The organism is Streptomyces sp. NPDC088116 (genome assembly GCF_044741745.1).
Lineage (GTDB): Bacteria > Actinomycetota > Actinomycetes > Streptomycetales > Streptomycetaceae > Streptomyces.
Genome location: NZ_JBIUTF010000012.1, coordinates 26,100 through 47,300, shown reverse-complemented (window position 1 = coordinate 47,300; position 21,201 = coordinate 26,100). Strand labels below are relative to the sequence as shown.

16 protein-coding genes and 5 tRNA genes are annotated in these 21,201 nt (G+C 71.1%); 11 read left to right on the top strand and 10 right to left on the bottom strand.

From position 1 onward, the window contains the following. Positions 1-417: 417 nt before the first annotated feature. The 3 genes from ACIOJD_RS33500 to hrpA all read right to left on the bottom strand — a co-directional run bounded on the left by ACIOJD_RS33500 (position 418) and on the right by hrpA (position 5,166). On the bottom strand, positions 418-618 hold the full coding sequence (locus tag ACIOJD_RS33500) for a DUF6274 family protein (RefSeq protein ID WP_401920134.1): 201 nt from the start codon (positions 616-618) through the stop codon (positions 418-420). A gap of 320 nt (positions 619-938) precedes the next feature. Continuing rightward, positions 939-1,013: transfer RNA gene (locus ACIOJD_RS33495), tRNA-Asp, on the bottom strand. A 115-nt stretch (positions 1,014-1,128) separates the two neighbouring features. Continuing rightward, positions 1,129-5,166 (bottom strand): ATP-dependent RNA helicase HrpA, encoded by a 4,038-nt coding sequence (gene hrpA / locus ACIOJD_RS33490; RefSeq protein ID WP_401920131.1) that lies wholly within the window; start codon positions 5,164-5,166, stop codon positions 1,129-1,131. A 244-nt stretch (positions 5,167-5,410) separates the two neighbouring features. Between hrpA and ACIOJD_RS33485 the strand changes: the two genes are divergently transcribed. The 3 genes from ACIOJD_RS33485 to ACIOJD_RS33475 all read left to right on the top strand — a co-directional run bounded on the left by ACIOJD_RS33485 (position 5,411) and on the right by ACIOJD_RS33475 (position 7,650). Then, positions 5,411-5,785 (top strand): hypothetical protein, encoded by a 375-nt coding sequence (locus ACIOJD_RS33485; RefSeq protein WP_401920129.1) that lies wholly within the window; start codon positions 5,411-5,413, stop codon positions 5,783-5,785. A gap of 63 nt (positions 5,786-5,848) precedes the next feature. Then, positions 5,849-6,739: a DsbA family protein gene (locus ACIOJD_RS33480; RefSeq protein WP_401920127.1), complete on the top strand. Its 891-nt coding sequence runs from the start codon at positions 5,849-5,851 to the stop codon at positions 6,737-6,739. Further along, the gene (locus ACIOJD_RS33475; RefSeq protein WP_401920124.1) at positions 6,736-7,650 is read left to right on the top strand and encodes a cytochrome c biogenesis CcdA family protein; all 915 of its coding nucleotides are present in this window, start codon (positions 6,736-6,738) and stop codon (positions 7,648-7,650) included. Before ACIOJD_RS33480 ends, ACIOJD_RS33475 begins: the two co-directional genes overlap by 4 nt. A 51-nt stretch (positions 7,651-7,701) precedes the next feature. Here ACIOJD_RS33475 and ACIOJD_RS33470 read toward each other — a convergent pair. The 5 genes from ACIOJD_RS33470 to ACIOJD_RS33450 all read right to left on the bottom strand — a co-directional run bounded on the left by ACIOJD_RS33470 (position 7,702) and on the right by ACIOJD_RS33450 (position 10,170). After that, positions 7,702-7,778: transfer RNA gene (locus tag ACIOJD_RS33470), tRNA-Phe, on the bottom strand. 21 nt (positions 7,779-7,799) lie between these two features. Beyond that, positions 7,800-7,874 (bottom strand) — tRNA-Asp (locus ACIOJD_RS33465). Positions 7,875-7,913: 39 nt separating this feature from the next. Next, a tRNA-Glu gene (locus tag ACIOJD_RS33460) sits at positions 7,914-7,986 on the bottom strand. 80 nt (positions 7,987-8,066) lie between these two features. Then, positions 8,067-9,677 (bottom strand): metallophosphoesterase, encoded by a 1,611-nt coding sequence (locus tag ACIOJD_RS33455; RefSeq protein ID WP_401920121.1) that lies wholly within the window; start codon positions 9,675-9,677, stop codon positions 8,067-8,069. 142 nt (positions 9,678-9,819) lie between these two features. Continuing rightward, positions 9,820-10,170, bottom strand: coding sequence for a metallopeptidase family protein (locus tag ACIOJD_RS33450; protein ID WP_401890358.1), 351 nt, complete (start codon positions 10,168-10,170; stop codon positions 9,820-9,822). A 110-nt stretch (positions 10,171-10,280) separates the two neighbouring features. Between ACIOJD_RS33450 and ACIOJD_RS33445 the strand changes: the two genes are divergently transcribed. From ACIOJD_RS33445 to ACIOJD_RS33425, 5 genes are all read left to right on the top strand, one after another. Further along, positions 10,281-10,832: a fluoride efflux transporter FluC gene (locus tag ACIOJD_RS33445; protein WP_401920118.1), complete on the top strand. Its 552-nt coding sequence runs from the start codon at positions 10,281-10,283 to the stop codon at positions 10,830-10,832. Further along, positions 10,829-11,191, top strand: coding sequence for a fluoride efflux transporter CrcB (crcB, locus tag ACIOJD_RS33440; protein WP_401920116.1), 363 nt, complete (start codon positions 10,829-10,831; stop codon positions 11,189-11,191). The genes ACIOJD_RS33445 and crcB overlap by 4 nt, the downstream gene beginning before the upstream one ends. Positions 11,192-11,368: 177 nt before the next feature. Continuing rightward, on the top strand, positions 11,369-11,953 hold the full coding sequence (locus ACIOJD_RS33435; protein WP_401920113.1) for a hypothetical protein: 585 nt from the start codon (positions 11,369-11,371) through the stop codon (positions 11,951-11,953). Between the two features lie 288 nt (positions 11,954-12,241). After that, complete coding sequence (locus ACIOJD_RS33430) at positions 12,242-14,368, top strand: DEAD/DEAH box helicase (RefSeq protein ID WP_401920111.1); 2,127 nt, start codon at positions 12,242-12,244, stop codon at positions 14,366-14,368. Between the two features lie 235 nt (positions 14,369-14,603). Beyond that, positions 14,604-14,676 (top strand) — tRNA-Lys (locus tag ACIOJD_RS33425). Between the two features lie 138 nt (positions 14,677-14,814). On the opposite strand, the gene ACIOJD_RS33420 is transcribed toward ACIOJD_RS33425, so the two are convergent. Then, a complete protein-coding gene (locus tag ACIOJD_RS33420; protein ID WP_401920108.1) occupies positions 14,815-15,258 on the bottom strand; it encodes a GNAT family N-acetyltransferase in 444 nt (147 codons plus the stop codon). Next, complete coding sequence (locus tag ACIOJD_RS33415) at positions 15,224-16,054, bottom strand: hypothetical protein (RefSeq protein ID WP_401920106.1); 831 nt, start codon at positions 16,052-16,054, stop codon at positions 15,224-15,226. Before ACIOJD_RS33415 ends, ACIOJD_RS33420 begins: the two co-directional genes overlap by 35 nt. A 318-nt stretch (positions 16,055-16,372) precedes the next feature. Between ACIOJD_RS33415 and ACIOJD_RS33410 the strand changes: the two genes are divergently transcribed. The 3 genes from ACIOJD_RS33410 (at position 16,373) to ACIOJD_RS33400 (ending at position 21,049) form a co-directional block, all read left to right on the top strand. Next, positions 16,373-16,981, top strand: coding sequence for a hypothetical protein (locus ACIOJD_RS33410; RefSeq protein WP_401920104.1), 609 nt, complete (start codon positions 16,373-16,375; stop codon positions 16,979-16,981). 683 nt (positions 16,982-17,664) lie between these two features. Further along, on the top strand, positions 17,665-20,739 hold the full coding sequence (locus ACIOJD_RS33405; RefSeq protein ID WP_401920101.1) for a SpoIIE family protein phosphatase: 3,075 nt from the start codon (positions 17,665-17,667) through the stop codon (positions 20,737-20,739). A gap of 97 nt (positions 20,740-20,836) precedes the next feature. After that, positions 20,837-21,049, top strand: a complete 213-nt coding sequence (locus tag ACIOJD_RS33400; protein WP_401890309.1) for a hypothetical protein — start codon at positions 20,837-20,839, stop codon at positions 21,047-21,049. Positions 21,050-21,201 lie beyond the last annotated feature (152 nt).

Below are 21,201 nucleotides of genomic sequence, written 5' to 3'. Positions count from 1 at the left end.
CATAGCTCAACACGACGGGCTCCTGCCCCAACAGGGCCCATGCCCTCGCAACACGGGTAAGTCGTCGGCCGCACTGGACTCCGCCGGGTCCAGTGCGGTCTTTTTTGTGCGCTGTGGCGGTGGTGTCTTGCCCCTGCTGAGTAGGTATGGGGAGGGTGTTGCGGGTGGTTTCGCAGGGCCCGAAAAGAGGGTGCAATTGCACATATTAAATTGGTCTGTTGTAGGAAGGGTGTAAGCGACCCCATTCTGGAAACTCGTTCGGTGATGCCCGTCACACGGCGCGGCTCTTGCCAAGGATGGATGTAACGCCTAATGGATCATGACCGGACAGCCTGTGATCGCCGGCCGCCGGGCCGGGTGTGGGGCGTGGTGCGCGATGTGGAGCGCGATGCGCGGCACGGAGTGCCGGGCCGGGGCCTACCGGCTGCCGGGTAACTCGTCGTCGTACAGGCCGTCTTCGTCCGGCGAGGGCTCCATGGCGAGCCGCTGGAGGCGATGGCAGATCGGGCAGTACCCGGTGCGGTGCGGTCGGCCGGACGCGGCCGCCAGGCGGGATGCGGCGCCCAGATGGGCGCGCAGGAGAGCGCCGGTCTCGTGCTTCGTCGTCGATGTCGTCACGCACACCACCCCCGGTGCGGCCCCTGGGATGCGATGACGCGTAGGGCCCTGATGTTTAAGTACCCCCGCCCGGTGGCGCCGTCAAGGTGAAGAAGGCCTGGTCCCACGGATTTGGGCGTGCCATTACTGCCGCGTTACCGCGCCGTCGACGGTACTTGCCGTATGCAATGGGGTCTGTTCCGTACGCGCGTCTACTGCGAACCGGGGATCACGGCTGCGATCGCCGGCCGGACAGGACCCGGATGACGGGCGGCCGTCGCGGGCTGGTGACGGCAGCGAAAGAGCCCGCATCCGAGGGGATACGGGCTCCGGCTTTACTGCGGTCCTGACGGGATTTGAACCCGCGGCCTCCACCTTGACAGGGTGGCGAGCACTCCAAACTGCTCCACAGGACCAGGTTTCGCGGCCTTGTTTTTCTCGGCCGCGGAAACAGACTGTACAGCAGCTCAGAGGGTGCGGTCGAACTGAGCCGGGACCGGGCCGGAGCCGGGCCGGGCGGGCGGACGCGCCCTACGGCGCCGCCGCGTCGATGGCCTTCATGATGCGCTTGTCCGAGACGGGCCGGGCCGTGCCCAGCGCGTGCGCGAAGTAGCTCACCCGCAGTTCCTCGATCATCCAGCGGATGTCCAGGACCTGCTGCGGGACCGGGCGGCCCTGCGGCAGCTGTTCGAGCAGCCAGGCGTACTCGTCCTGCATCTCGTGGACCTTCTCCATCCGCGTGGTGTCACGCTGCACGGCCGTCGGCATCTGCTGCAACCGCCGGTCCACGGCGACGAGATAGCGCATCAGGTCCGGCAGCCGGCGCAGGCCGGTGCGGGTGACGAAGCCGGCCGGTACGAGGGCCGCCAGCTGGCTCCTGACGTCCTGGACGTTGTTCACCAGGGTCAGGCTGTTCGTGGCCTTCAGACGGCGCTCACAGGCCTGCCAGGCGGCCAGGATCTGCTGCACCTGGTCGATGGTCCGTACGGTCGCGTCGACCAGATCGGCGCGGACCTTCTCGTACAGCTTCCGGAACGATTCCTCGTCCCAGGCCGGACCCCCGTGGTCCGCGATCAGCTTGTCGGCGGCGGCCGTCGCGCAGTCGTCGAAGAGCGCCTGGATCGAGCCGTGCGGATTACGGGACAGCGCCAGCTTGTGCTGGTTGGTGAGCTTGTCCGAGGCGAACTTGGCCGGGTTGACCGGGATGTTCAGCAGGATCAGCCGACGTGTTCCGGCCCACATCGCCTGCCGCTGCTCGGCCTCCGTGTCGAAGAGCCGTACGGCCACGCTCTCGCCCCGGTCGACCAGCGCCGGGTACGCCTTGACCGGCTGGCCCGCCCGGCGGGTCTCGAAGACGCGGGAGAGCGTGCCGACAGTCCAGTCCGTCAGGCCCGTACGTTCGATCGCCTCCCCGCCCGCACGCTCGGCGGTGGCCGCGGCGGCCTGGGAGAGCGCCTGACGGGCCTTGGGACGCAGCTTCAGCTTCAGCGCGTCCAGATCCTTGTCCTCGGCGATCTTGCGGCGCCGTTCGTCCACGATCCGGAACGTGATCCGGAGGTGATCGGGCATCCGGGACAGGTCGAAGTCGTCGCCCGTGACCGGCACTCCGACCATCCGCTGGAGCTCGCGCGCCAGGGTGACCGGCAGCGCCTCCTGAAGAGGCACGGCGCGCTCCAGGAACGCCTTGGCGTAGTTCGGCGCGGGGACGTAGTGCCGGCGGACCGGCTTGGGCAGGGAGCGGATCAGCTCCATGACCACATCCTCGCGCAGGCCCGGGATCTGCCAGTCGAAGCCCTCGGAGGTGACCTGGTTGAGCACCTGGAGCGGTACGTGCACGGTCACGCCGTCCGCGTCCGTACCCGGCTCGAACTGGTACGTCACCCGGAACTTCAGCTGCCCCTGCCGCCAGGAGTCCGGATAGTCGTCCTTGGTGACGGACCCGGCCTTCTCGTTGATCAGCATCGACCGCTCGAAGTCGAGCAGTTCGGGCTCGTCCCGGCGCTTGGCCTTCCACCAGGAGTCGAAGTGCGCCCCGGAGACCACGTTCTCCGGCACCCGCTGGTCGTAGAAGTCGTACAGCGTCTCGTCGTCCACCAGGATGTCGCGGCGCCGGGCGCGGTGCTCCAACTCCTCGACCTCGCCGAGCAGTTTGCGGTTGTCGTGGAAGAACTGGTGGTGCGTACGCCAGTCGCCCTCGACCAGCGCGTTGCGGATGAACAGCTCGCGGGACGCCTCGGGGTCGATCCGCCCGAAGTTGACCTTCCGGTGGGCGACGATCGGCACGCCGTACAGCGTCACCTTCTCGTACGCCATCACGGCCGCCATGTCCTTCTCCCAGTGCGGCTCGCTGTAGGTGCGCTTCAGGAGGTGGCCGGCGAGCGGCTCGATCCACTCGGGCTCGATCTTCGCGTTGACGCGCGCCCAGAGCCGGGAGGTCTCCACCAGTTCGGCGGACATGACGAAGCGCGGCGGCTTCTTGAACAGCGCCGAGCCCGGGAACACCGCGAACTTCGCGCTGCGCGCCCCCAGATACTCGTTCTTCGCGCCGTCCTTCACATCCTTCATGCCAATGTGCGAAAGCAAACCGGCGAGGAGGGACACGTGGACGGCCTGATCCGCCGCGTCCTCCTCGTTGAGATGGATGCCCATCTGCTTGGCGACCGTACGGAGCTGGGAGTAGATGTCCTGCCATTCCCGGATCCGCAGGAAGTTCAGATACTCCGACTTGCACATCCGGCGGAAGGCGGAGGACGACAGCGTCTTCTGCTGCTCCCTGACGTACCGCCAGAGATTGATGAACGCCAGGAAGTCCGACGTCTCGTCCTTGAAACGGGCATGCTGCTGGTCCGCCTGGGCCTGCTTCTCGGCGGGGCGTTCGCGCGGGTCCTGGATGGAGAGCGCGGCGGCGATCACCATCACTTCCCGTACGCAGCCGTTGCGGTCGGCCTCGATGACCATGCGCGCCAGGCGCGGATCCACGGGGAGCTGGGAGAGCTTGCGGCCGAGGGGCGTGAGCCGCTGGCCCTTCTTCCCGCCGCGGGCGGTCGTCTGCTGGGTGTTCGCGTCCCCGGGGGTCTTCTGTTCGGCGTCGAACGCGCCCAGTTCCTGGAGCAGTTGCACACCGTCACGGATGTTGCGGTGGTCCGGCGGGTCGATGAAGGGGAACTTCTCGATGTCGCCGAGGCCGGCCGCGGTCATCTGCAGGATGACGGACGCCAGATTCGTACGGAGGATCTCGGCGTCCGTGAACTCCGGGCGGGACTCGAAGTCGTCCTCGGAGTACAGCCGTACGCAGATGCCGTCGGACGTCCGGCCGCAACGGCCCTTGCGCTGATTGGCGCTGGCCTGCGAGATCGGCTCGATCGGCAGGCGCTGGACCTTGGTGCGGTGGCTGTAGCGGGAGATACGGGCGGTGCCCGGGTCGATGACGTACTTGATGCCCGGGACGGTCAGCGAGGTCTCGGCGACATTCGTCGCCAGAACGATCCGCCGGCCACTGTGGCGCTGGAAGACGCGGTGCTGCTCGGCGTGCGAGAGCCGGGCGTAGAGCGGCAGCACCTCGGTGCCCCGGAGCCCCCGCTTCTCCAGGGCGTCGGCGGTGTCGCGGATCTCCCGCTCGCCGGAGAGGAAGACGAGGATGTCACCGGGGCCCTCCGACTGGAGTTCGTCCACGGCGTCGGAGATCGCGGTGATCTGGTCGCGGTCGCCCTCCTCGCCGTCCTCCTCCAGGAGCGGGCGGTAGCGGACGTCCACCGGATACGTGCGCCCCGAGACCTCCACGATGGGGGCGGTGCGCTCGCCGTCATCCGTACCTGTGGTGGCGCCCGCGGTGGCGCCTACCGAGGCGAAGCGGCCGAAGTGCCGGGCGAAGCGCTCCGGGTCGATGGTCGCCGAGGTGACCACGACCTTGAGGTCCGGTCGTCTGGGGAGCAGCTGGGCGAGGTAGCCGAGCAGGAAGTCGATGTTGAGGCTTCGCTCGTGGGCCTCGTCGATGATGATCGTGTCGTACGCGAGCAGTTCGCGGTCCGTCTGGATCTCGGCGAGCAGGATGCCGTCCGTCATCAGCTTCACGAAGGTCGCGTCCTGGTTCACCTGGTCGGTGAACCGGACCTTCCAGCCGACCGCCTCGCCCAGGGGCGTGTCCAGTTCCTCCGCGACCCGCTCGGCGACGGTACGGGCGGCGATCCTGCGGGGCTGCGTGTGCCCGATCATCCCGCGGACGCCGCGCCCCAGCTCCAGACAGATCTTCGGGATCTGCGTCGTCTTGCCGGACCCGGTCTCGCCCGCGACGATCACGACCTGGTGGTCGCGTATCGCCTCCAGGATCGTGTCCTTCTTCTGGCTGACGGGCAGTTGCTCGGGGTACGAGACCTTGGGCACCCGCCCGCGCCGCCGCTGCGTCCGCTCGGCGGCCTTCTCGGCCTCACCGGCGATCTCGTCCAGCACGGCCTGCCGCGCGTCGGGTTTACGGATGCGCCGTGCGCCTTCGAGACGGCGGCCGAGCCGCTGCGCGTCGCGCAGCGAGACGTCGGCCAGCAGGGTCTGGAGGTCGGCGAAGGAAGTAGACATACCGAAACCAGGATCTCACCCGCGGCTCTGGAGTGGCGAACCCATTTCGCCTCGGGCGGCGAACCCGTTTCACGGGGCGGTGCCGCCGTCCGGCGGGGGCGTCTGCCCGCCGGGCTGCGGGCCGGGCGGTGCGTATTGCCTGATCGGAGCCTGGAACCCTTACGATTCCAGGCACGTACCCCCGGCCCCGGAGCCGGACCCGCACCCCAGATCCCGGACCCCGGACCCCGAGAGGCCCAGCCCCATGACCCACGTCGGCAGCCGCCGTTTCGTCGGGGCCGGCGCTTTGCTGCTCGGGGTGCTCCTCTCCCTGCTCTTCTGTTTCCACTCGCCGGCCGTGGCGGGCGCGCGGTCCGTGCCCGCCGGGGTCGAGGTCGCCGTCGGTGCCGGGCACGGCCAGGCCCCCGGGTGCGGGAGTGGCGAGGGCGACGGGGGGATCCGGCCCGTCACCCCCTCGCGGGGCGGTTCCGTTCATGAACTGCTGCCCGGCCTGCACGATCTCCGTGGCGTTTCCGGGACATGGGGCGACGCGCAGGTCGTTCTCGCTGTCGCCCCCACGCGCGGATCGCCTCCGCTCGCCGCGCCTTCGCCTGTTGATCTCTCCGTACTGCGCGTATAGGGACCGGACAACTCTCCCCGATCCGCCCCTTTTGCTCCCTTTGTTCTGGAGAATCGCGCACCCATGCCTGCCAACACCCCTCGCCCTTCCGGCTCCTCCCACCCCTCACGACCTTCAGGGCGTGCGATCGCGATCGGCGCCGGTGTCGTCGTCGCGGCCGCGCTGCTCGGACTCGTCTCGTACACCGCCACCAAGCCGGACACGTCCTCGGCGGACCGTCCCGCCACCGAGGTCTCCGTCGGATCCGAGGAAGGCGTCTATCCCGAACTGGCCGGGCTGGCCCGGCGCGAGGCCGGGGACCCGCTGGCCGTCGGTCGCGCGGACGCGCCGGTCGTCATGATCGAGTACGCCGACTTCAAGTGCGGCTACTGCGGGAAGTTCGCCCGCGACAGCGAACCGGAACTGATCGAGAAGTACGTCGACAACGGCACCCTCCGGATCGAGTGGCGCAACTACCCGATCTTCGGCAAGGAGTCGGAGGCCGCCGCGCGCGCCGCCTGGGCGGCCGGACGGCAGGGCCGTTTCTGGGAGTTCCACTCGGCCGCGTATGCCGACGGGTCCAAGGAGAAGGGCTTCGGGGCGGACCGGCTCGAAGCCCTCGCCCGGGAGGCCGGGGTGAAGGACCTCGGCCGGTTCCGGAGCGACCGGGACGGGGAGCAGGCCTCGGCGGCCGTACGGAAGGACCAGGAGGAGGCGTACGGGCTCGGCGCCACGTCCACCCCGTCCTTCCTCGTCAACGGCCGCCCCATCGCGGGCGCCCAGCCGATGGAGACCTTCACCCGGGCCATCGAGTCGGCGAAGGCCGCGGCGGGCCGGGACGCCAAGGGGGACAAGGGCACCAAGGGGGATGAGAGCACCAAGGGGGACAAGGGCACCAAGGGGGACAAGGGTGCCCGGCGCGAGGGCGGCGTCACCGGCGACGGGGCCGCCCAGGGCGACGGGGGCGACGAGTGACGGACATCGGCTATCCGGTCGCGCTGCTCGGCGGACTGCTCGCCCTGCTCAGCCCGTGCAGCGCCCTGCTGCTGCCCGCGTTCTTCGCCTACTCCATCGACTCGGCCGGCCGCCTCCTCGCCCGGACCGGCATCTTCTATCTGGGCCTGGCGACCACCCTCGTCCCGATGGGCGCGGCCGGCTCCTTCGCCGGGCGGCTCTTCTACGGGCACCGCGATCTGCTGGTCGCCCTCGGCGGCTGGCTGATCGTCGTACTCGGCCTCGCGCAGATTCTCGGCATGGGCTTCGCGCCGCGACGGATCGCCGAACTGTCCGGCCGGATCCGGCCGACGACCGCGCTGTCCGTGTACGCGCTCGGCCTGGTCTACGGGCTCGCGGGATTCTGCGCGGGTCCGATCCTCGGCAGCGTGCTGACGGTGGCGGCGCTGAGCGGCAGTCCGCTCTACGGCGGACTGCTGCTCGCGGTGTACGCGCTCGGCATGGCCGTGCCGCTGTTCGTACTGGCCCTGTTCTGGGAGCGGTTCGGGCTCGGGAGGCGGCGGTGGCTGCGGGGCCGGGCCTTCCGGCTCGGCCGTTTCGAACTCCACACGACCTCGCTGCTGTCGGGCCTCTTCTTCATCGTCCTGGGTGTGCTCTTCCTCGTCTTCGACGGGACGACGGCTCTGCCGGGGCTGCTCTCGGTCGACGATTCGTTCCAGGTCGAGCAGTGGGCGCGCGGGGTCGGCGGGGCCGTGCCGGACTGGGCGCTGCTGGGTGGGGTGGCGCTGGTGGCGGCGTCGGTCACGCTGCTGCGCTGGGTACGCGGAAGCGGAAGCGGTCGCGAGGGCGGCGGCGAGAGCGGCGGCGGACGTGATGTGCGCGACACACACGACGTACCGGAAGAGGAGAGCCGTACCGAAGCGGGCACATGAGAAAGCCCCCTGCCGAGAATCTCGGTGGGGGGCTTCTGCCCTTGCGGGCTGTGGTGGCTGGGGCCGGGATCGAACCGGCGACCTATCGCTTTTCAGGCGATCGCTCGTACCAACTGAGCTACCCAGCCACGCAACCTGACGGCTGCAAGCGGTCCTGACGGGATTTGAACCCGCGGCCTCCACCTTGACAGGGTGGCGAGCACTCCAAACTGCTCCACAGGACCAAGCAATGTGCGAGAACAAGTCTCGCACACAGTGTTGCGTGCCCCCAACGGGATTCGAACCCGTGCTACCGCCTTGAAAGGGCGGCGTCCTGGGCCACTAGACGATGAGGGCTAAGGGCCCACCTGGGCGCTTTGCAGCGCGTCGGGGACGTGAGAAGCATATGGGATGCGGGGAGCTATCGCCAAAACGGTTTACGGGGAGGGTGCGGGGACGTTCGGCGGGGGCGTGGAATCCGGTCCGGTGGGGGCCGGGCTCGTGCTGCCGTCCGGGGAGTCGCTCGGGGACGGCCCGGTCCCCGGGATGCCCGCCTCCTTGGGAAGGTGCCGGCTGACCTCGGCCGTCGTCAGGCCCAGGCCGCCCAGCGTGATCTCGTCCCATGCCTGGAGCCGTCTGGTCGTCCGGTCCAGATAGAGCACGGAGGCGCGGACCTTCTCCGGCTTGTCGTTCTGCACGGCGCGCAGACCGCCGCCGCCCGTCGAGCCCTCGATCTTCAGCCGCGTACCGAAGGGCAGGACCTCGGTCCCGCGGTGGTGGACATGGCCCGCCAGGGCGAGCGGGACCAGGCCGTCGGTCTGCCGGGCCGCCACCGGGTTGTGGGCGACCGCGATGTCCACGGGGGTGCCGGCCGCGTCCTGGTCGCGCAGGGCCGAGGCGAGCCGGATGCCCGCCATGCGTTCGGCCGGATCGCCCTGTGCCTCCAGTGAGCGGTCGGGCGTGAACTGGGGATCGCCCGTGCCCGCCACGCGCAGCCCGGCCACGGTGACGGCCCGGCCGTCGTCCAGGACCCGGACATTCCTCATCCGCCGCAGGTACCGCTGGGTGGTCTCCGAGTCGTGATTGCCGCGTACCCATACATAGGGGACGCCGAGGTCGGCGATCGGGTCGAGGAAGGTGTTCTCGGCGGCGGTGCCGTGGTCCATGCTGTCGCCGGAATCGATGATGACGTCGATCCCGTACTGCTCCACGAGCGAGGCGATGATGTGCCAGGCCGCCGGGTTGAGATGGATGTCGGAGACGTGCAGGACCCGGAGGGTGGCGGGGTCCGGCTGGTACGTGGGGAGCGTCGAGGTCGCGTCGTACAGCTTGGTCACATTGGTGACGAGCCGGGCCAGTTCCTTCTGGTAGACGTCGAAGTCGGTCACGATCGAGCGGGCGTTGCCGACCACCTGCGGGGCGGAGGAGAGCAGCCCGGAGAACTTGGGCTCCAGGACCGACTTCGGGTTCCAGGTGGCGTACGCGCCGATGCCGGAGGCGGCCAGGAGCGTGAGCGCGAGCCCGCCGGCGGCGAGGGCGCGGCGGGGCCGGCGGTAGACGGCGAGGCCGAGGGCGGTCGCGCCGGAGACGACGGCGACGACGGAGCGTACGGCCAGTTCCGTGGTGCCGTCCCGGACGTCGTGGGTGACCTCGCCCTGGAGGCCGGAGAGCCGTTCGGGGTGCTCGACCAGTGCCTGGGAGCGAACCGGGTCCAGCTGGTCGACGTCCACGTCGAGGCGGAGCGGGGCGGTGTGCGTGTTCATCTCCAGCGCGCCCAGCGGCGAGACATTGATCTTCGTGCCGCCGGTGACGGACGGCCGCAGGGTCATCCGGGTGTCCATCGGGCCGACCGGCGTCCGCACGCTGCCGACGACCAGCAGCCCGAGCCAGGCGCCGAACAGGACGACGGTGATCAGGCCGAGCGCGCGGGTGTACGGGTGCGGGGAGCTGACGAGGGTGCTGGTGGGGGCGGCGCCGCGGGATCGGACATGGCCCTGGAGACGGGCGAGTAAGGGGTGGACGGGGAAGCGGCGTACTTCACGGGCCATTGGGCGCCTATGCCCAACGCGGCGAGCCGCCATGCCTGGACTGGGCCAGGCGGGCACGGCCCCTCGGCGCCTCCTGGCCCGCTTCCCGGTCCTTCCGTGGCCCCTTCCTGGCTTGTTTCCCGGCCCTTTTCGGGGCCTTGTGTCAGCCCCAGCCCAGTTCGTGCAGCCGCTCGTCGCCGATGCCGAAGTGGTGCGCGATCTCGTGGACCACGGTCACGGAGACCTCGTGCACCACGTCCTCCGGGGTTTCGCAGTAGCGCAGCGTCGGGCCCATGTAGATCGAGATGCGGTCGGGCAGGACCCCGGCGTACCACTCGCCGCGGTCCGTGAGCGGGGTCCCCTCGTACAGCCCCAGCAGTTCGGGGTCGGAGGGGTCGGGTTCGTCCTCCACGAAGACGGCCACGTTGTCCATGACCCGTGTCAGCTCCGGAGGGACCTGATCCAGGGCCTGGCTCACCAGCTCTTCGAACGCCTCGCGTGTCATCTCCAGCACAGGCCCATTGTCCAGCAGATCCACAAGCCGTTCCGGGGCACGGCTCCATGGGCCCTTCCGGGGGCGCGTCCGCAAGTGGTGACGCGGGGCGCGCGAGAATGGTTCGCGTGATGAGTGCGGGTGATTCCGGTGCTTCGCCGGAACCGGAAACGGAACCGGAGACCGAGACGTCGGCCGACGCGATCGACCCGGATGTCGATCTGCTGGTGCCCGCCCAGCGCGCGGAGACCGCCGGAGCGCACAAATGGGTGGTGCTCGCCGTCATCGCGGCGGGCGGTGCGGCGGGCTCCTCGGCGCGGTACGGCGCGTCCCTGCTGTGGCCCACGGCCGAGGGGGCCTTTCCCTGGACCACCCTCGGGGTCAACGCGCTGGGCTGTCTGCTGATCGGTGTGCTGATGGTGCTGGTCAGCGGGGCGGAACCGCCCGTACATCCGCTCGTACGGCCGTTCCTCGGCGTCGGCGTGCTCGGCGGGTTCACGACCTTCTCGACGTACGCCCTGGACATCTCGGAGCTGCTGCGGCGCGGCGAGACGGGCACCGCGCTCGGGTATCTGGCCGGGACGGCCGTCGGGGCGCTGGGCGCGGTCTGGGCCGCGGCGACGGTGACCCGGCGGCTGGCGGGCCGCCCGGCGGTACGCCGAGGGGCGGTGACGGGCCGGTGAACTGGCTGCTGGTGATCGTGGGCGGGGCGGTGGGCGCCCCGCTGCGGTATCTGACGGACCGTGCGGTCCAGGCCCGGCACGACTCGCTCTTCCCGTGGGGGACTTTCACGGTGAACGCGGCCGGCAGCCTGGTGCTGGGCGCGTTGTCCGGGGCGGCGGTCTCCTCGGGGACGTACGCCCTGCTCGGTACGGGGCTGTGCGGGGCGCTGACGACGTATTCGACCTTCTCGTACGAGACGCTGCGGCTGGCCGAGCGCGGACGGGGGGCGCTCGCGGCGGTGAATGTGACGGCGTCGGTGCTGATCGGGCTGGGCGCGGTGTTCCTGGGCGCGGAACTGGCGCGGGCCGTGACGGGCTGAGGCGCGCTCCTGGTTCCGTGGGCGGGCGTCGGGCGGGCGCGGGGGAGCGTGCCGGAAGGGGCCGGACGGGGAACGGGCCGGGTCCGGGCGTGTCCCCGGCGGGGAAATGGAAGTTGAGCAGTGCGATTCCGCCCCCGCCGTCGGCGGGGAGACCCCCTCGCCCCGGAGGTGCCACTCGTGCGCCAGTTGTCCGCCCCAGGCCGTCGTATCGCCGTCTGGATCGCCACGTCCCTGGCGGTCGCTGCCTCCGCGGGCTGCATGAGCGTCGGTGACGACGGAGAACGGCCGGCGCCCTCGCGTTCGGCGGACAGCCCCGATGCCGGGGCCCGGCCCGACGGCGGCACGGGTACGAGCGCCGAGGAGCCGCACGCGTTGCACGACCGTACGGCCAGGGGCGGTACGGGACACGCCCACCCGGACGCCAAGGGCGAGGAAAGGGCCAACGGTGCCTCGCCGAGCGTGAGTTCGTCGGCCACGCCCTCGCCGGAGCCCTCGACGGGGGTGCGTCCGCAGCCCGGCAGGCCGGCTCCGCCGCGCGGTGAGCCCGAACCGCCCAGCGAGCCCACGCGCTCCGTACAGCTGCCCACCACCGCGCCACCGGCCCAGAGCCCGACGCCCGAGCCGGAACCGGAGCCGACGAAGCCGTCCGCGCAGCCGTCCGAGACGCCGCCTTCGGAGGTGCGGGCGAGCGGGATGGTGCCGGCGGACGGGATGGGCATGCGGAAGGAGCTGGAGGCGTCACCGCAGCTGGGGCCGGCGTAACCGGCGGCGACGCGGGCGGCGGCCGGGGCGGACGCGAGCGGCGGCGCTGACACCGGTGCGGTGCCCCGTTCCGGGCCCCGGGCGTACCGGAATCGCGAGGGCGGTTTGCCTTGGACGGGGGAGGTGCGTATGGTAGTAGATCGTTTGATCATCGCCCGGCGCCGACACAGAAGAGCGCCGCGTGGCGCGTACTCTCCCTTGCCGTGGCTGACCGCATTGAGGCGGTCGATTTGCGAATTTCACGGAGTTTGGGCGCGTGCCGAGACTCCGGAAGGTTTCGCATTTCGCATGTCCATTTCCAGCACTGACCACGCCGTCATGCCCGAGAACGACTCCATCGAAACGGTGGAGGCCCTGGTGAGCGCGGAGGCCGTAGCGGCCACCGAGGCCGGGGACACCGTCGAGTCCGAGGTCGAGGCCGACGAGGCCCCCGGCCTCACGTTCGGCGACCTGGGCCTGCCGGACGGCATCGTCCGCAAGCTCGCGCAGAACGGTGTCACCGCCCCCTTCCCGATCCAGGCCGCGACCATCCCGGACGCCCTGGCCGGCAAGGACATCCTGGGCCGCGGCCGTACCGGCTCCGGCAAGACCCTCTCCTTCGGTCTCCCGCTGCTGGCCACGCTGGCCGGCGGCCACACCGAGAAGAAGAAGCCCCGCGGTGTCATCCTCACCCCGACCCGTGAGCTGGCGATGCAGGTCGCGGACGCCCTCCAGCCGTACGGCGACGTGCTCGGCCTGAAGATGAAGGTCGTCTGCGGCGGTACGTCGATGGGCAACCAGATCTACGCCCTGGAGCGCGGTGTCGACGTCCTCGTCGCCACCCCGGGCCGGCTGCGCGACATCATCAACCGCGGCGCCTGCTCGCTGGACCAGATCCAGATCGCGATCCTCGACGAGGCCGACCAGATGTCCGACCTGGGCTTCATGCCCGAGGTCACCGAGCTGCTCGACCTGGTGCCCTCCGGCGGTCAGCGCATGCTCTTCTCCGCCACCATGGAGAACGAGATCAGCACGCTGGTCAAGCGTTACCTGTCCAACCCGGTGAGCCACGAGGTCGACAGCGCCCAGGGCAACGTCACGACCATGACGCACCACGTGCTCGTCGTGAAGCCCAAGGACAAGGCCCCGGTCACCGCGGCGATCGCCGCCCGCAAGGGCCGCACGATCATCTTCGTACGGACGCAGCTGGGCGCCGACCGTATCGCCGAGCAGCTGCGCGACTCGGGCGTGAAGGCCGACGCGCTGCACGGCGGTATGACGCAGGGCGCGCGCACCCGGACGCTGGCCGACTTCAAGGACGGTTACGTCAACGCGCTGGTCGCCACCGACGTCGCCGCCCGCGGTATCCACGTCGACGGCATCGACCTCGTACTGAACGTGGACCCGGCCGGGGACCACAAGGACTACCTGCACCGCTCGGGCCGTACGGCGCGGGCCGGCAAGTCCGGTGTCGTCGTCTCGCTGGCGCTGCCGCACCAGCGTCGCCAGATCTTCCGGCTGATGGAGGACGCGGGCGTCGACGCCACGCGCCACATGGTCGGTGGAGCCGGTGCGTTCGACCCGGAGGTCGCCGAGATCACCGGCGCCCGTTCGCTCACCGAGGTGCAGGCCGACTCCGCGAACAACGCGGCCAAGCAGGCCGAGCGCGAGGCCGCCGACCTGACCAAGCAGCTGGAGCGCGCGCAGCGCCGTGCCGCCGAGCTCCGTGAAGAGGCCGACCGCCTGGTCGCCCGCGCGGCGCGCGAGCGGGGCGACGACCCGGAGGCGGCGGTGGCCGAGGTGGCCGCCGAGGCCGAGCGCGCGGTGGAGGCGGCGGCTGCCGCTGCTGCCGCCGCCGTACCGGCGCAGCGCGAGGAGCGCAGGGACAGCCGCGACGAGCGCGGGAACTACGGCCGTCGCGACGACCGCGGCGAGCGCAGTGGCCGGGGCGGCGCGCGTGGCTACACGCCGCGTGACGGCGGTGGCGACCGTGGCGGTGACCGCGGTGGTGACCGTGGTGGCTTCCAGCGTCGCGACGACCGTCCTGGTTTCCGCCGGGACGACCGCAAGGACAACGACCGCGGCGGTGACCGTGGCGGCTTCCAGCGCCGTGACGACCGTGGCGGTGACCGCGGTGGTTTCCAGCGCCGTGACGACCGCGGTGGCGAGCGGGGCGGCTTCAACCGCGACCGCCGCGACGACCGCGGTGGCGAGCGCCGTGACGACCGTGGCGCCCGCCCCTTCGAGCGCCGTGGCGGCAGCGACCGTCCGTTCAACCGCGACCGCCGCGACGACCGTCCCTCGGGCGGCTTCCGCTCGGGCGGCCACGACCGCCCGTCCACCCGCCGTGACGACCACCGGGGCGGCTCCACGGGCACCGGCACCGGCTCCTTCGGCCGCCGCGACGACAAGCCGCGCTGGAAGCGCAACGGCTGACGGTCCGCGGACCTGAGAACCTGACGCTTCATCAGGGCCCGTGGTCCACCTACCAGGTGGACCACGGGCCCTGCGTCGTAACCCCCTCCAGGGACCGCGGCGCCCGCGTCGCCGTCCGTCACGCGCCCGCGTCGCGGTCCCCTCGCAGCCTCTTCGCGGGCGCGTGACACCCCATGGGGGGATACCCGATCGGCGCACTGTCCCCGGAGGGCTATGCTCGTGGGTGTTGTGCCGAGGGCCGTTAGCTCAATTGGCAGAGCAGCGGACTTTTAATCCGTTGGTTGTGGGTTCGAGTCCCACACGGCCTACCGCCCAGCCCCAGGTCAGGAAGTATCCGGCCTGGGGCTGTTCTCATTCCGGGCTCTGCTGCGTGAGCGGGTGCGCCGGAGAGGGGCGCTTCGTCGTATCCGGAACTGAGCCGTGACGTCACCGGTCTACTGCTCGGCTCACCGTTCGAGGCGGTAGAAGACCTTCCCACCCCGTGGTTCGGCACCGAGCGCCTCGTAAAAGCGAAGGGCCGGCGGGTTGTCCGCGTCGGCCGTCCACTCGATTCGCGAGCACCCAGCCGCAGCCGCTACCGCCTCCAGTTCCACCATGAACGCACGCGCAACACCGCGACGCCGGACGGTTTCCCGTACGTACAGCTCCTTCAAGTACAGGGATGTGTCCGCTCCGCACGCCGGCCAGAGGAACGTGTAACTCGCCATCCCGAGGATCCGATTCCCGTCGCGCGCGAGAAGGACGGTAGCCGCTGGGCGCTCGCCGTATAGCGCGGCACGGACCGCGGCCTGATCGCCAGGCGTGTCCGCGCCACCGTAGTACGCCTCGATCTCGCCAAGGATCTCGGAGATCGTCTCAGTGTCTGCCTCGGTCGCCGGGCTGATCTGCACCGCTGTCCCCCTCGCCGGCGGGTAACGCCAGCACGTCGCGCAGCACCCGCACCTCTCGTGTCTCGGGCACCTTAGCGGCGACGTCGCGAGCGCGGAAGATGATCAGAGCGGACCGGTGTTCCGGTGAGAGATCCACGACGGTCTCCGTAGCGTGCGACGCAGCTGCGGCGGGATCGCCGTCGAGGGCCAGGCACATCGCTTGATCCAGACGGATCAGGGAGCGGTCTGTGTGGTCGGACGCCGGGTACAGGTAGAGGGCTCGGGCTTGCTGCTCGCGTGCCCGGCTCGTCTCGCCAAGGTGTGTCAGCGCGTTCCCCGAGTGGAAACGCAGCCGGCTCTCCGAGTAGCCGAACGCCGACCCGAGCCGCTCCTCGGCGGGCAGCCGTTCCAGCGCGACCTCGGCGGACGCGAGAGCCTCGGAGGCCGCCGCGGACTGGCCGAGCTGTGCGTGCGCCCGCGCTTCCAGCGGCGCGGCGAGCGCGGGTCCTACGCACGGCAGGCCGCCGGCGAGTTGCTGGGAACGGCGGGCCAGTTCGACCGCGCCCTCCATGTCTCCGCCGTAATAAAGCTGGTATGCCTCCTGCGCGTACATCCAGCTGAGAGTCGCCCGGTCGTCCGCTTCTGCCGCTGCCTGACGGCCCGTACGCCACCAGGATCGCGACCGTTCGTCTCCCATCTTCAGCAAGGTGAGTGCCATCAGGCCGGCCATGCGGGCCACCGCGATCATCAGCCGCCTACGGGCCGGAGCGGATTGGCGCGCGGCCATCATCACTCGCAGGTCGCCGAAGTCGGCCAACAGTTCCGGGAGCAGCTCCGTCTCAGACCGGTACCGGGTAGCCCTCCGTGGCGGGTCACCGTGTACTCGACTTCGTTCAGACTGGCGTCTGTCAGTGGCCCGGCGGTGAGCGTCTCGTGGAGCCCTCGCCGGAGGAGATCGGCCTGTGCCAGCGGATCCTGACCGGGCCGGATGTCGGCGAGCGCGATCAGCTCCCCACGAGCGTCGAGCGCCTGGTCGAGCGCGGCCGCGACGGCTGCCGACGGGGGCCGCTTCCCGTTCTCCAGATCGGAAACGCTACTCCTGGCACTCGTCGTAGTCAGCGACAGGGAGAAACCTGTGAGCACCACCCACGCCCGGACCGACGCCGTCTCCCGATGGCTGGTGTCCACCACCCGACATCCCGACATCGCCGAGCAGGACTGGGCGGCCGGGCGCCCGGCCATCTTCCGCACCGGCATCATCTACGACGCCGTCCGCATGCCCATGGAGCTGGTCCACGCCGCAGTGTGGAGCACTGTGCCGGACGTCGTGAGCGGCGCGCTGGCCGAGGTGCTCGACGGCCCCGTGGTGTGTCACCCGGGGCATTGGTACTACGCGTTGGTGCCGCCCGGGACGTGTGAGGTGTGGCGGTCCCCGGTGGCTGCGGCTCGTGGCCGGGGCGGGTGGCTCGCGATCCCGAGGGTGGACCGTACGGAGCCCGCGCCGGTCGATCCCTACTGGGCCGTGCCTGTGGAGCGGATCGACCGGTTGTGCACGCCGGCGGCCGTGAGCGAGTTGCTGCGCGTTGGACGCGAGCGATGTGAAGGGGCAGCTGGCGGGGGCCACTCGGCGGCGTACGTCGCTGTCCTGGAGCACACGGAAGAGTGCACTGCGTGCGCCACGGCCACCTCGCCCTGCGCCGTCGGCACGCGGCTGCGTAAAGCGGAGCGAGAGGCCCGCCAGTGAACAGTGTCCGGGCCGCCGCTCTGATCCCGTCGCCTCTGTGCGACTACTGCGGGCACGCCCACGACACGCTCATCGTCGTCGGAGTCGTCCACTCGGCGAGCGGCCCCGGACGAACCATGCGCGCCTGCCCGCCATGCCGTACAGCGCGCCGCCTCCTGCCCCTGGCCGAGCACCCCTCCGACAGTCTCGGGCTCGTACTCGTGGAACCACGCCTCCGACCCCCGCTCGTCGCTGTCGCACAGCGGCGGGCGGGTGCGACCGCTCCGGTCGGCCGTCGTCCCTCGTCGACGCCGGCCGGGGCTCCTCCCTGATCTGCCCCGGCCGGATACCTCTCCCCGACAGACCGGACGGAGTGTGAGAGCCTCCAGCCGTGCGCCCCCGTTCCGCGAATCGTCGCCGGGTGGCGCGTGCCTTCTCCGATGGGCTTCGCAGTACCAGCGGCAGGGCGCGGACGACCAGCTGCTCGCGCCGAGCGTGTTCGTGGGCTGGGTGCAGGCGCGCAGCGCCGGAATCGGAACGGTATGCGGGATGGGCTCTCCGCGGGTATCCGTGAGCGGCACGTCGTAGGCGGCCTGGGATTCACGCGCCCTCGCGCTCGCCCCGAGGCGCTGTCACGCCTTCGTTGTCATGCCTGTGGAGCTTGCGGAAGCCCGCCAGATATGGGGGAAATGTACGATTGCATGGTGAACGTACGGTTGGCTTTGCTCGACACAGTGGAACAGGGCGTCACGGAGAGCGAAGTGTTCCGGCTGGCCCTCCAGCATGCCGTCGGAGAGCTGGGCGGCCTGGGGGGAATGGTGCATCTGCGTGGGCCCATGTCCGCGCTGCGTCTGGTGTCGGCGACCGGGCTGCCTCCCGCGCTCAGCCGGACCTGGGAGATCGTCGACCAGGACGGGCCGTTGGCCCCGGCCCGCGCCGTGCGGCAGGGGAGTGGCGTGTGGGTGGGCCTTGAAGCCGGCCCCGGCCCGGCGGGGAGCGAGCGCCCGCCGCCTTTCCCGTACCCCGCTCCGCCCCCGTCGCGGGACCCCGCCCTGCCCCCCGTCGTCGCGTGGCCCGGGACCGGGCTGGCGTCCGTGCCCGTGTCCAGTGGGGACCGTACGATTGGCGCGCTCACCGTGCTGATGGGCGACCGGGGCGAGCCGGCCCAGGAGCAGTGGGACTTTCTGCGGGCCGTGGTCACCTGGGCCGAGGAGCGGATGAGTCAGGCGCCGCCGCCCGCCGCGCCGGCCCAGAAGGAGTTCGGCGGCGGCCGGCTGCGGCAGGCGCTGAAAGAGGTCCAGGTCGGCTCGTGGGACTGGAACATCCAGACCGGCGCGCTGGACTGGGACGAGGACGCCATGGCGCTCTACGGCACCGAACCCGCCGACTTCGTGCCCGTGATCGCGAGCTGGATGAAGATCGTCCACCCCGACGACCTGGCGTGGACGCTGGCCGCGGCCGAGCGGGCGATCCGGGACCGGAGCCTGTTCGAGGCCGAGTACCGGGTGCGGCGCCTGGACGGTACGTACGGCTGGACGCAGGCGCGCGGCAAGGTGGTGCTCGACGAGAACGGCGACCCGCTCAGGATGGTCGGCATGGGGTGGGACAGCAACGAGTCCCGCTCCGCCCGCGACGCCCTCAGCCGCGCCCTGCGGCACATGAGCGACGCCTTCCTCTCGGTGGACGACCACTGGCGGATCACGTTCGTCAACCTGGAGGCCGAGCGCATGCTGGGCTCCTCCGAGGAGGAGCTGTTCGGCCGCGTCCTGTGGGAGCTGTCCTCCGTACGGCAGGTTCCCGACCTGGAGGCCCGCTGCCGGGAGGCCGCCGCCGAGGACGCCCCCGTCGGCTTCGACGTGTGGATGCCGGACACCGGGCGCGGCTACCACCTGCGGTTCGTTCCCGTCCCCGACGGTGTGATCCTCTACTTCACCGACGTCACGGAGCGGCGGCGGCACGAGGCCGAGCGGGCCGCCGCCGCTCGGGCCGATTCCGAGCGGGCCGCGCGGATCGCGGAGCTGACCGAGGCGCTCGCCGCGGCGACGACCTCACAGGACGTGGTGGACGCGGTCGCACGGCGGGTGCTGCCGCCGTTCGGCGCCACCGGTCTGGTGGTGCAGGCCATCGAGGGCGACCGCGCGTACAACGTCGGGGCCGTCGGATACCCGCCCGGCTTCCTCGAAACCCTCGACGGCCAGCTGCGCAGGGCACGCGACCCGCTCTGGGACGCGATCCGGACCGGGGCACCGCTGTTCATCCCGTCGAGGGAGAAGTACGCGGCGCGCTACCCGGATCTGGCCGACCGGCCCGCGGCGGCCGGCAAGTCGGCCTGGGCGTTTCTGCCGTTGACCGCCTCCGGGCACACCTTCGGTGTGTGCGTCATCGCCTTCGACCGGCCGCGCCGGCTCACCGGCGAGGAGCGCACCCTCCTGACGGCGATCAGCGCGCTCTTCGCGCACGCGCTGGAACGGGCCCGGCTCTACGACGCCGAGTACGACCGCTCCCGAGAGTTGCAGCGCGGCCTGCTCCCGCGCGGGCTGCCCGAGGTGCCCGCGTGCACGGCCGCCGCCCGCTACCTCCCCGCCGGGCAGGGGATGGACGTGGGCGGGGACTGGTACGACATCATCCCGCTCTCCGCCGGCCGGGTCGCGCTCGTCATCGGGGACGTGATGGGGCACGGCCTGTCCGAGGCGGCGACCATGGGGCGGCTGCGTACCGCCGTCCACACCCTGGCCCACCTCGAACTGCCTCCCGACGAGATCATGAGCCACCTCAACGAGATCGTCGGCGGCCTGGGGGAGGACTCGTACGCCACCTGCCTGTACGCGCTGTACGACTCCACCACCGGCGTCTGCGCCGTCGCACGCGCCGGGCATCCGCCACCGGCCGTGGTCCACCCCGACGGCACGGTGTACTTCCCGGACCAGGTCCCGGACCCGCCGCTGGGCGCGGCGGAACCGCCGTTCGAAACCGTCGAGTTGGAGGTGCCCGCGGAGAGCCTTCTCGTGATGTACACCGACGGCCTGGTCGAGTCGGCCACGCGCGAGATCGACGCGGGCATGGCGGACCTCGCGCGGCTCCTGCGTACCGCCGTCGGCTACGGCCGGGCGGACGGTGGAGCGGGCGGCAGCGGGAAAGAGCGTGAACATGCGGAAAGCGAGGAGGACTTGGGGCCGCTCTGCGACTCCCTCACGGCCCGTCTGCTTCCCGCCGAGCAGCAGACCACCGACGACGCCGCCCTCCTCGTCGCCCGCCTCCACGCGCTGACCGCCGACCAGATGGCCTCCTGGCCGCTCCCCGAGAATCCGCAGGCCGCCGGCGAGGCGCGCAGGCACGTCCGGGAGCAGCTCTCCACCTGGGGCCTGGACGACCTGGCGACCACCACGGAACTGCTGGCCAGCGAGCTGGTCGGGAACGTCGTGCGGCACGCGAAGGGCCCGGTACGGCTGCGGCTGCTGCACAGCGCGGATCTGGTCTGCGAGGTCTCCGACGGCAGTCTCACCACGCCGCGTATACGCCGTGCGCTGGAGACGGACGAGGGCGGGCGGGGGCTGCAACTCGTCACCGCGCTCTCCCAGCGGTGGGGCACCCGCTTCACGTCGACCGGAAAATGCATCTGGACCGAGCAGGCGCTGCCCGGCCCGGACGGTACGGGCGGTCACGGTCCGCCGTCCGATCAGGCGGAGCTGACGGCGCTGGGTCTCGGGAAGTTCGACGGTGACCTGGACGCGCTTCCCTTCACGGAGGAGGACCTGCCGGGCGCGGGCGCCCAGCGCTGAGGCGGCGCGCCGGGGGCGCGCCCGAGGCGGACCGCGGGAGAAGAGACACACGTACCAGAGGCTGCGGACCGGGCGGGAAGGTCGCACGCTTGAGCGTATGAGTGATGTACCGATCGTCGTACACCGGGCGTCCGGGACGGGCGGGCGGCGAGTCACCGTCCGCGGACGGATCATGGGCCTCGCGCACAGCGACGACCATCTGATCGAGTTCCTGCGCCTGGCCGGTCTGCCCGATGCCTGGGATCTGCTGGACGACCCGAACTGGGTGGAGTGGCAGGGCGGTCCCGCGCACGAGTACGGGGTGGTGTGAGGGAGGGGCGGCGGTACGAGTGAGCCGTGGGGCGGGGTGTGAGTGGGGCGTGTCCGGCCGGGGGCCGTCGGGTCGCGTCGGGTCCTGGGTCCCCCCCGGGGGCTCCCCTGCCCCCTGCGCCGGTCCCGGTGCCGTCGGCCACGTCTGTCGCG

Coding starts and splice junctions, on each gene's coding strand:
- ACIOJD_RS33485 (WP_401920129.1), top strand. CDS start 5,411: ATGACCCACGTCGGCAGCCGCCGTTTCGTCGGGGCCGGCGCTTTGCTG.
- ACIOJD_RS33445 (WP_401920118.1), top strand. CDS start 10,281: ATGAGTGCGGGTGATTCCGGTGCTTCGCCGGAACCGGAAACGGAACCG.
- hrpA (WP_401920131.1), bottom strand. CDS start 5,166: ATGTCTACTTCCTTCGCCGACCTCCAGACCCTGCTGGCCGACGTCTCG.
- ACIOJD_RS33480 (WP_401920127.1), top strand. CDS start 5,849: ATGCCTGCCAACACCCCTCGCCCTTCCGGCTCCTCCCACCCCTCACGA.
- ACIOJD_RS33400 (WP_401890309.1), top strand. CDS start 20,837: ATGAGTGATGTACCGATCGTCGTACACCGGGCGTCCGGGACGGGCGGG.
- ACIOJD_RS33430 (WP_401920111.1), top strand. CDS start 12,242: ATGTCCATTTCCAGCACTGACCACGCCGTCATGCCCGAGAACGACTCC.
- ACIOJD_RS33455 (WP_401920121.1), bottom strand. CDS start 9,677: ATGGCCCGTGAAGTACGCCGCTTCCCCGTCCACCCCTTACTCGCCCGT.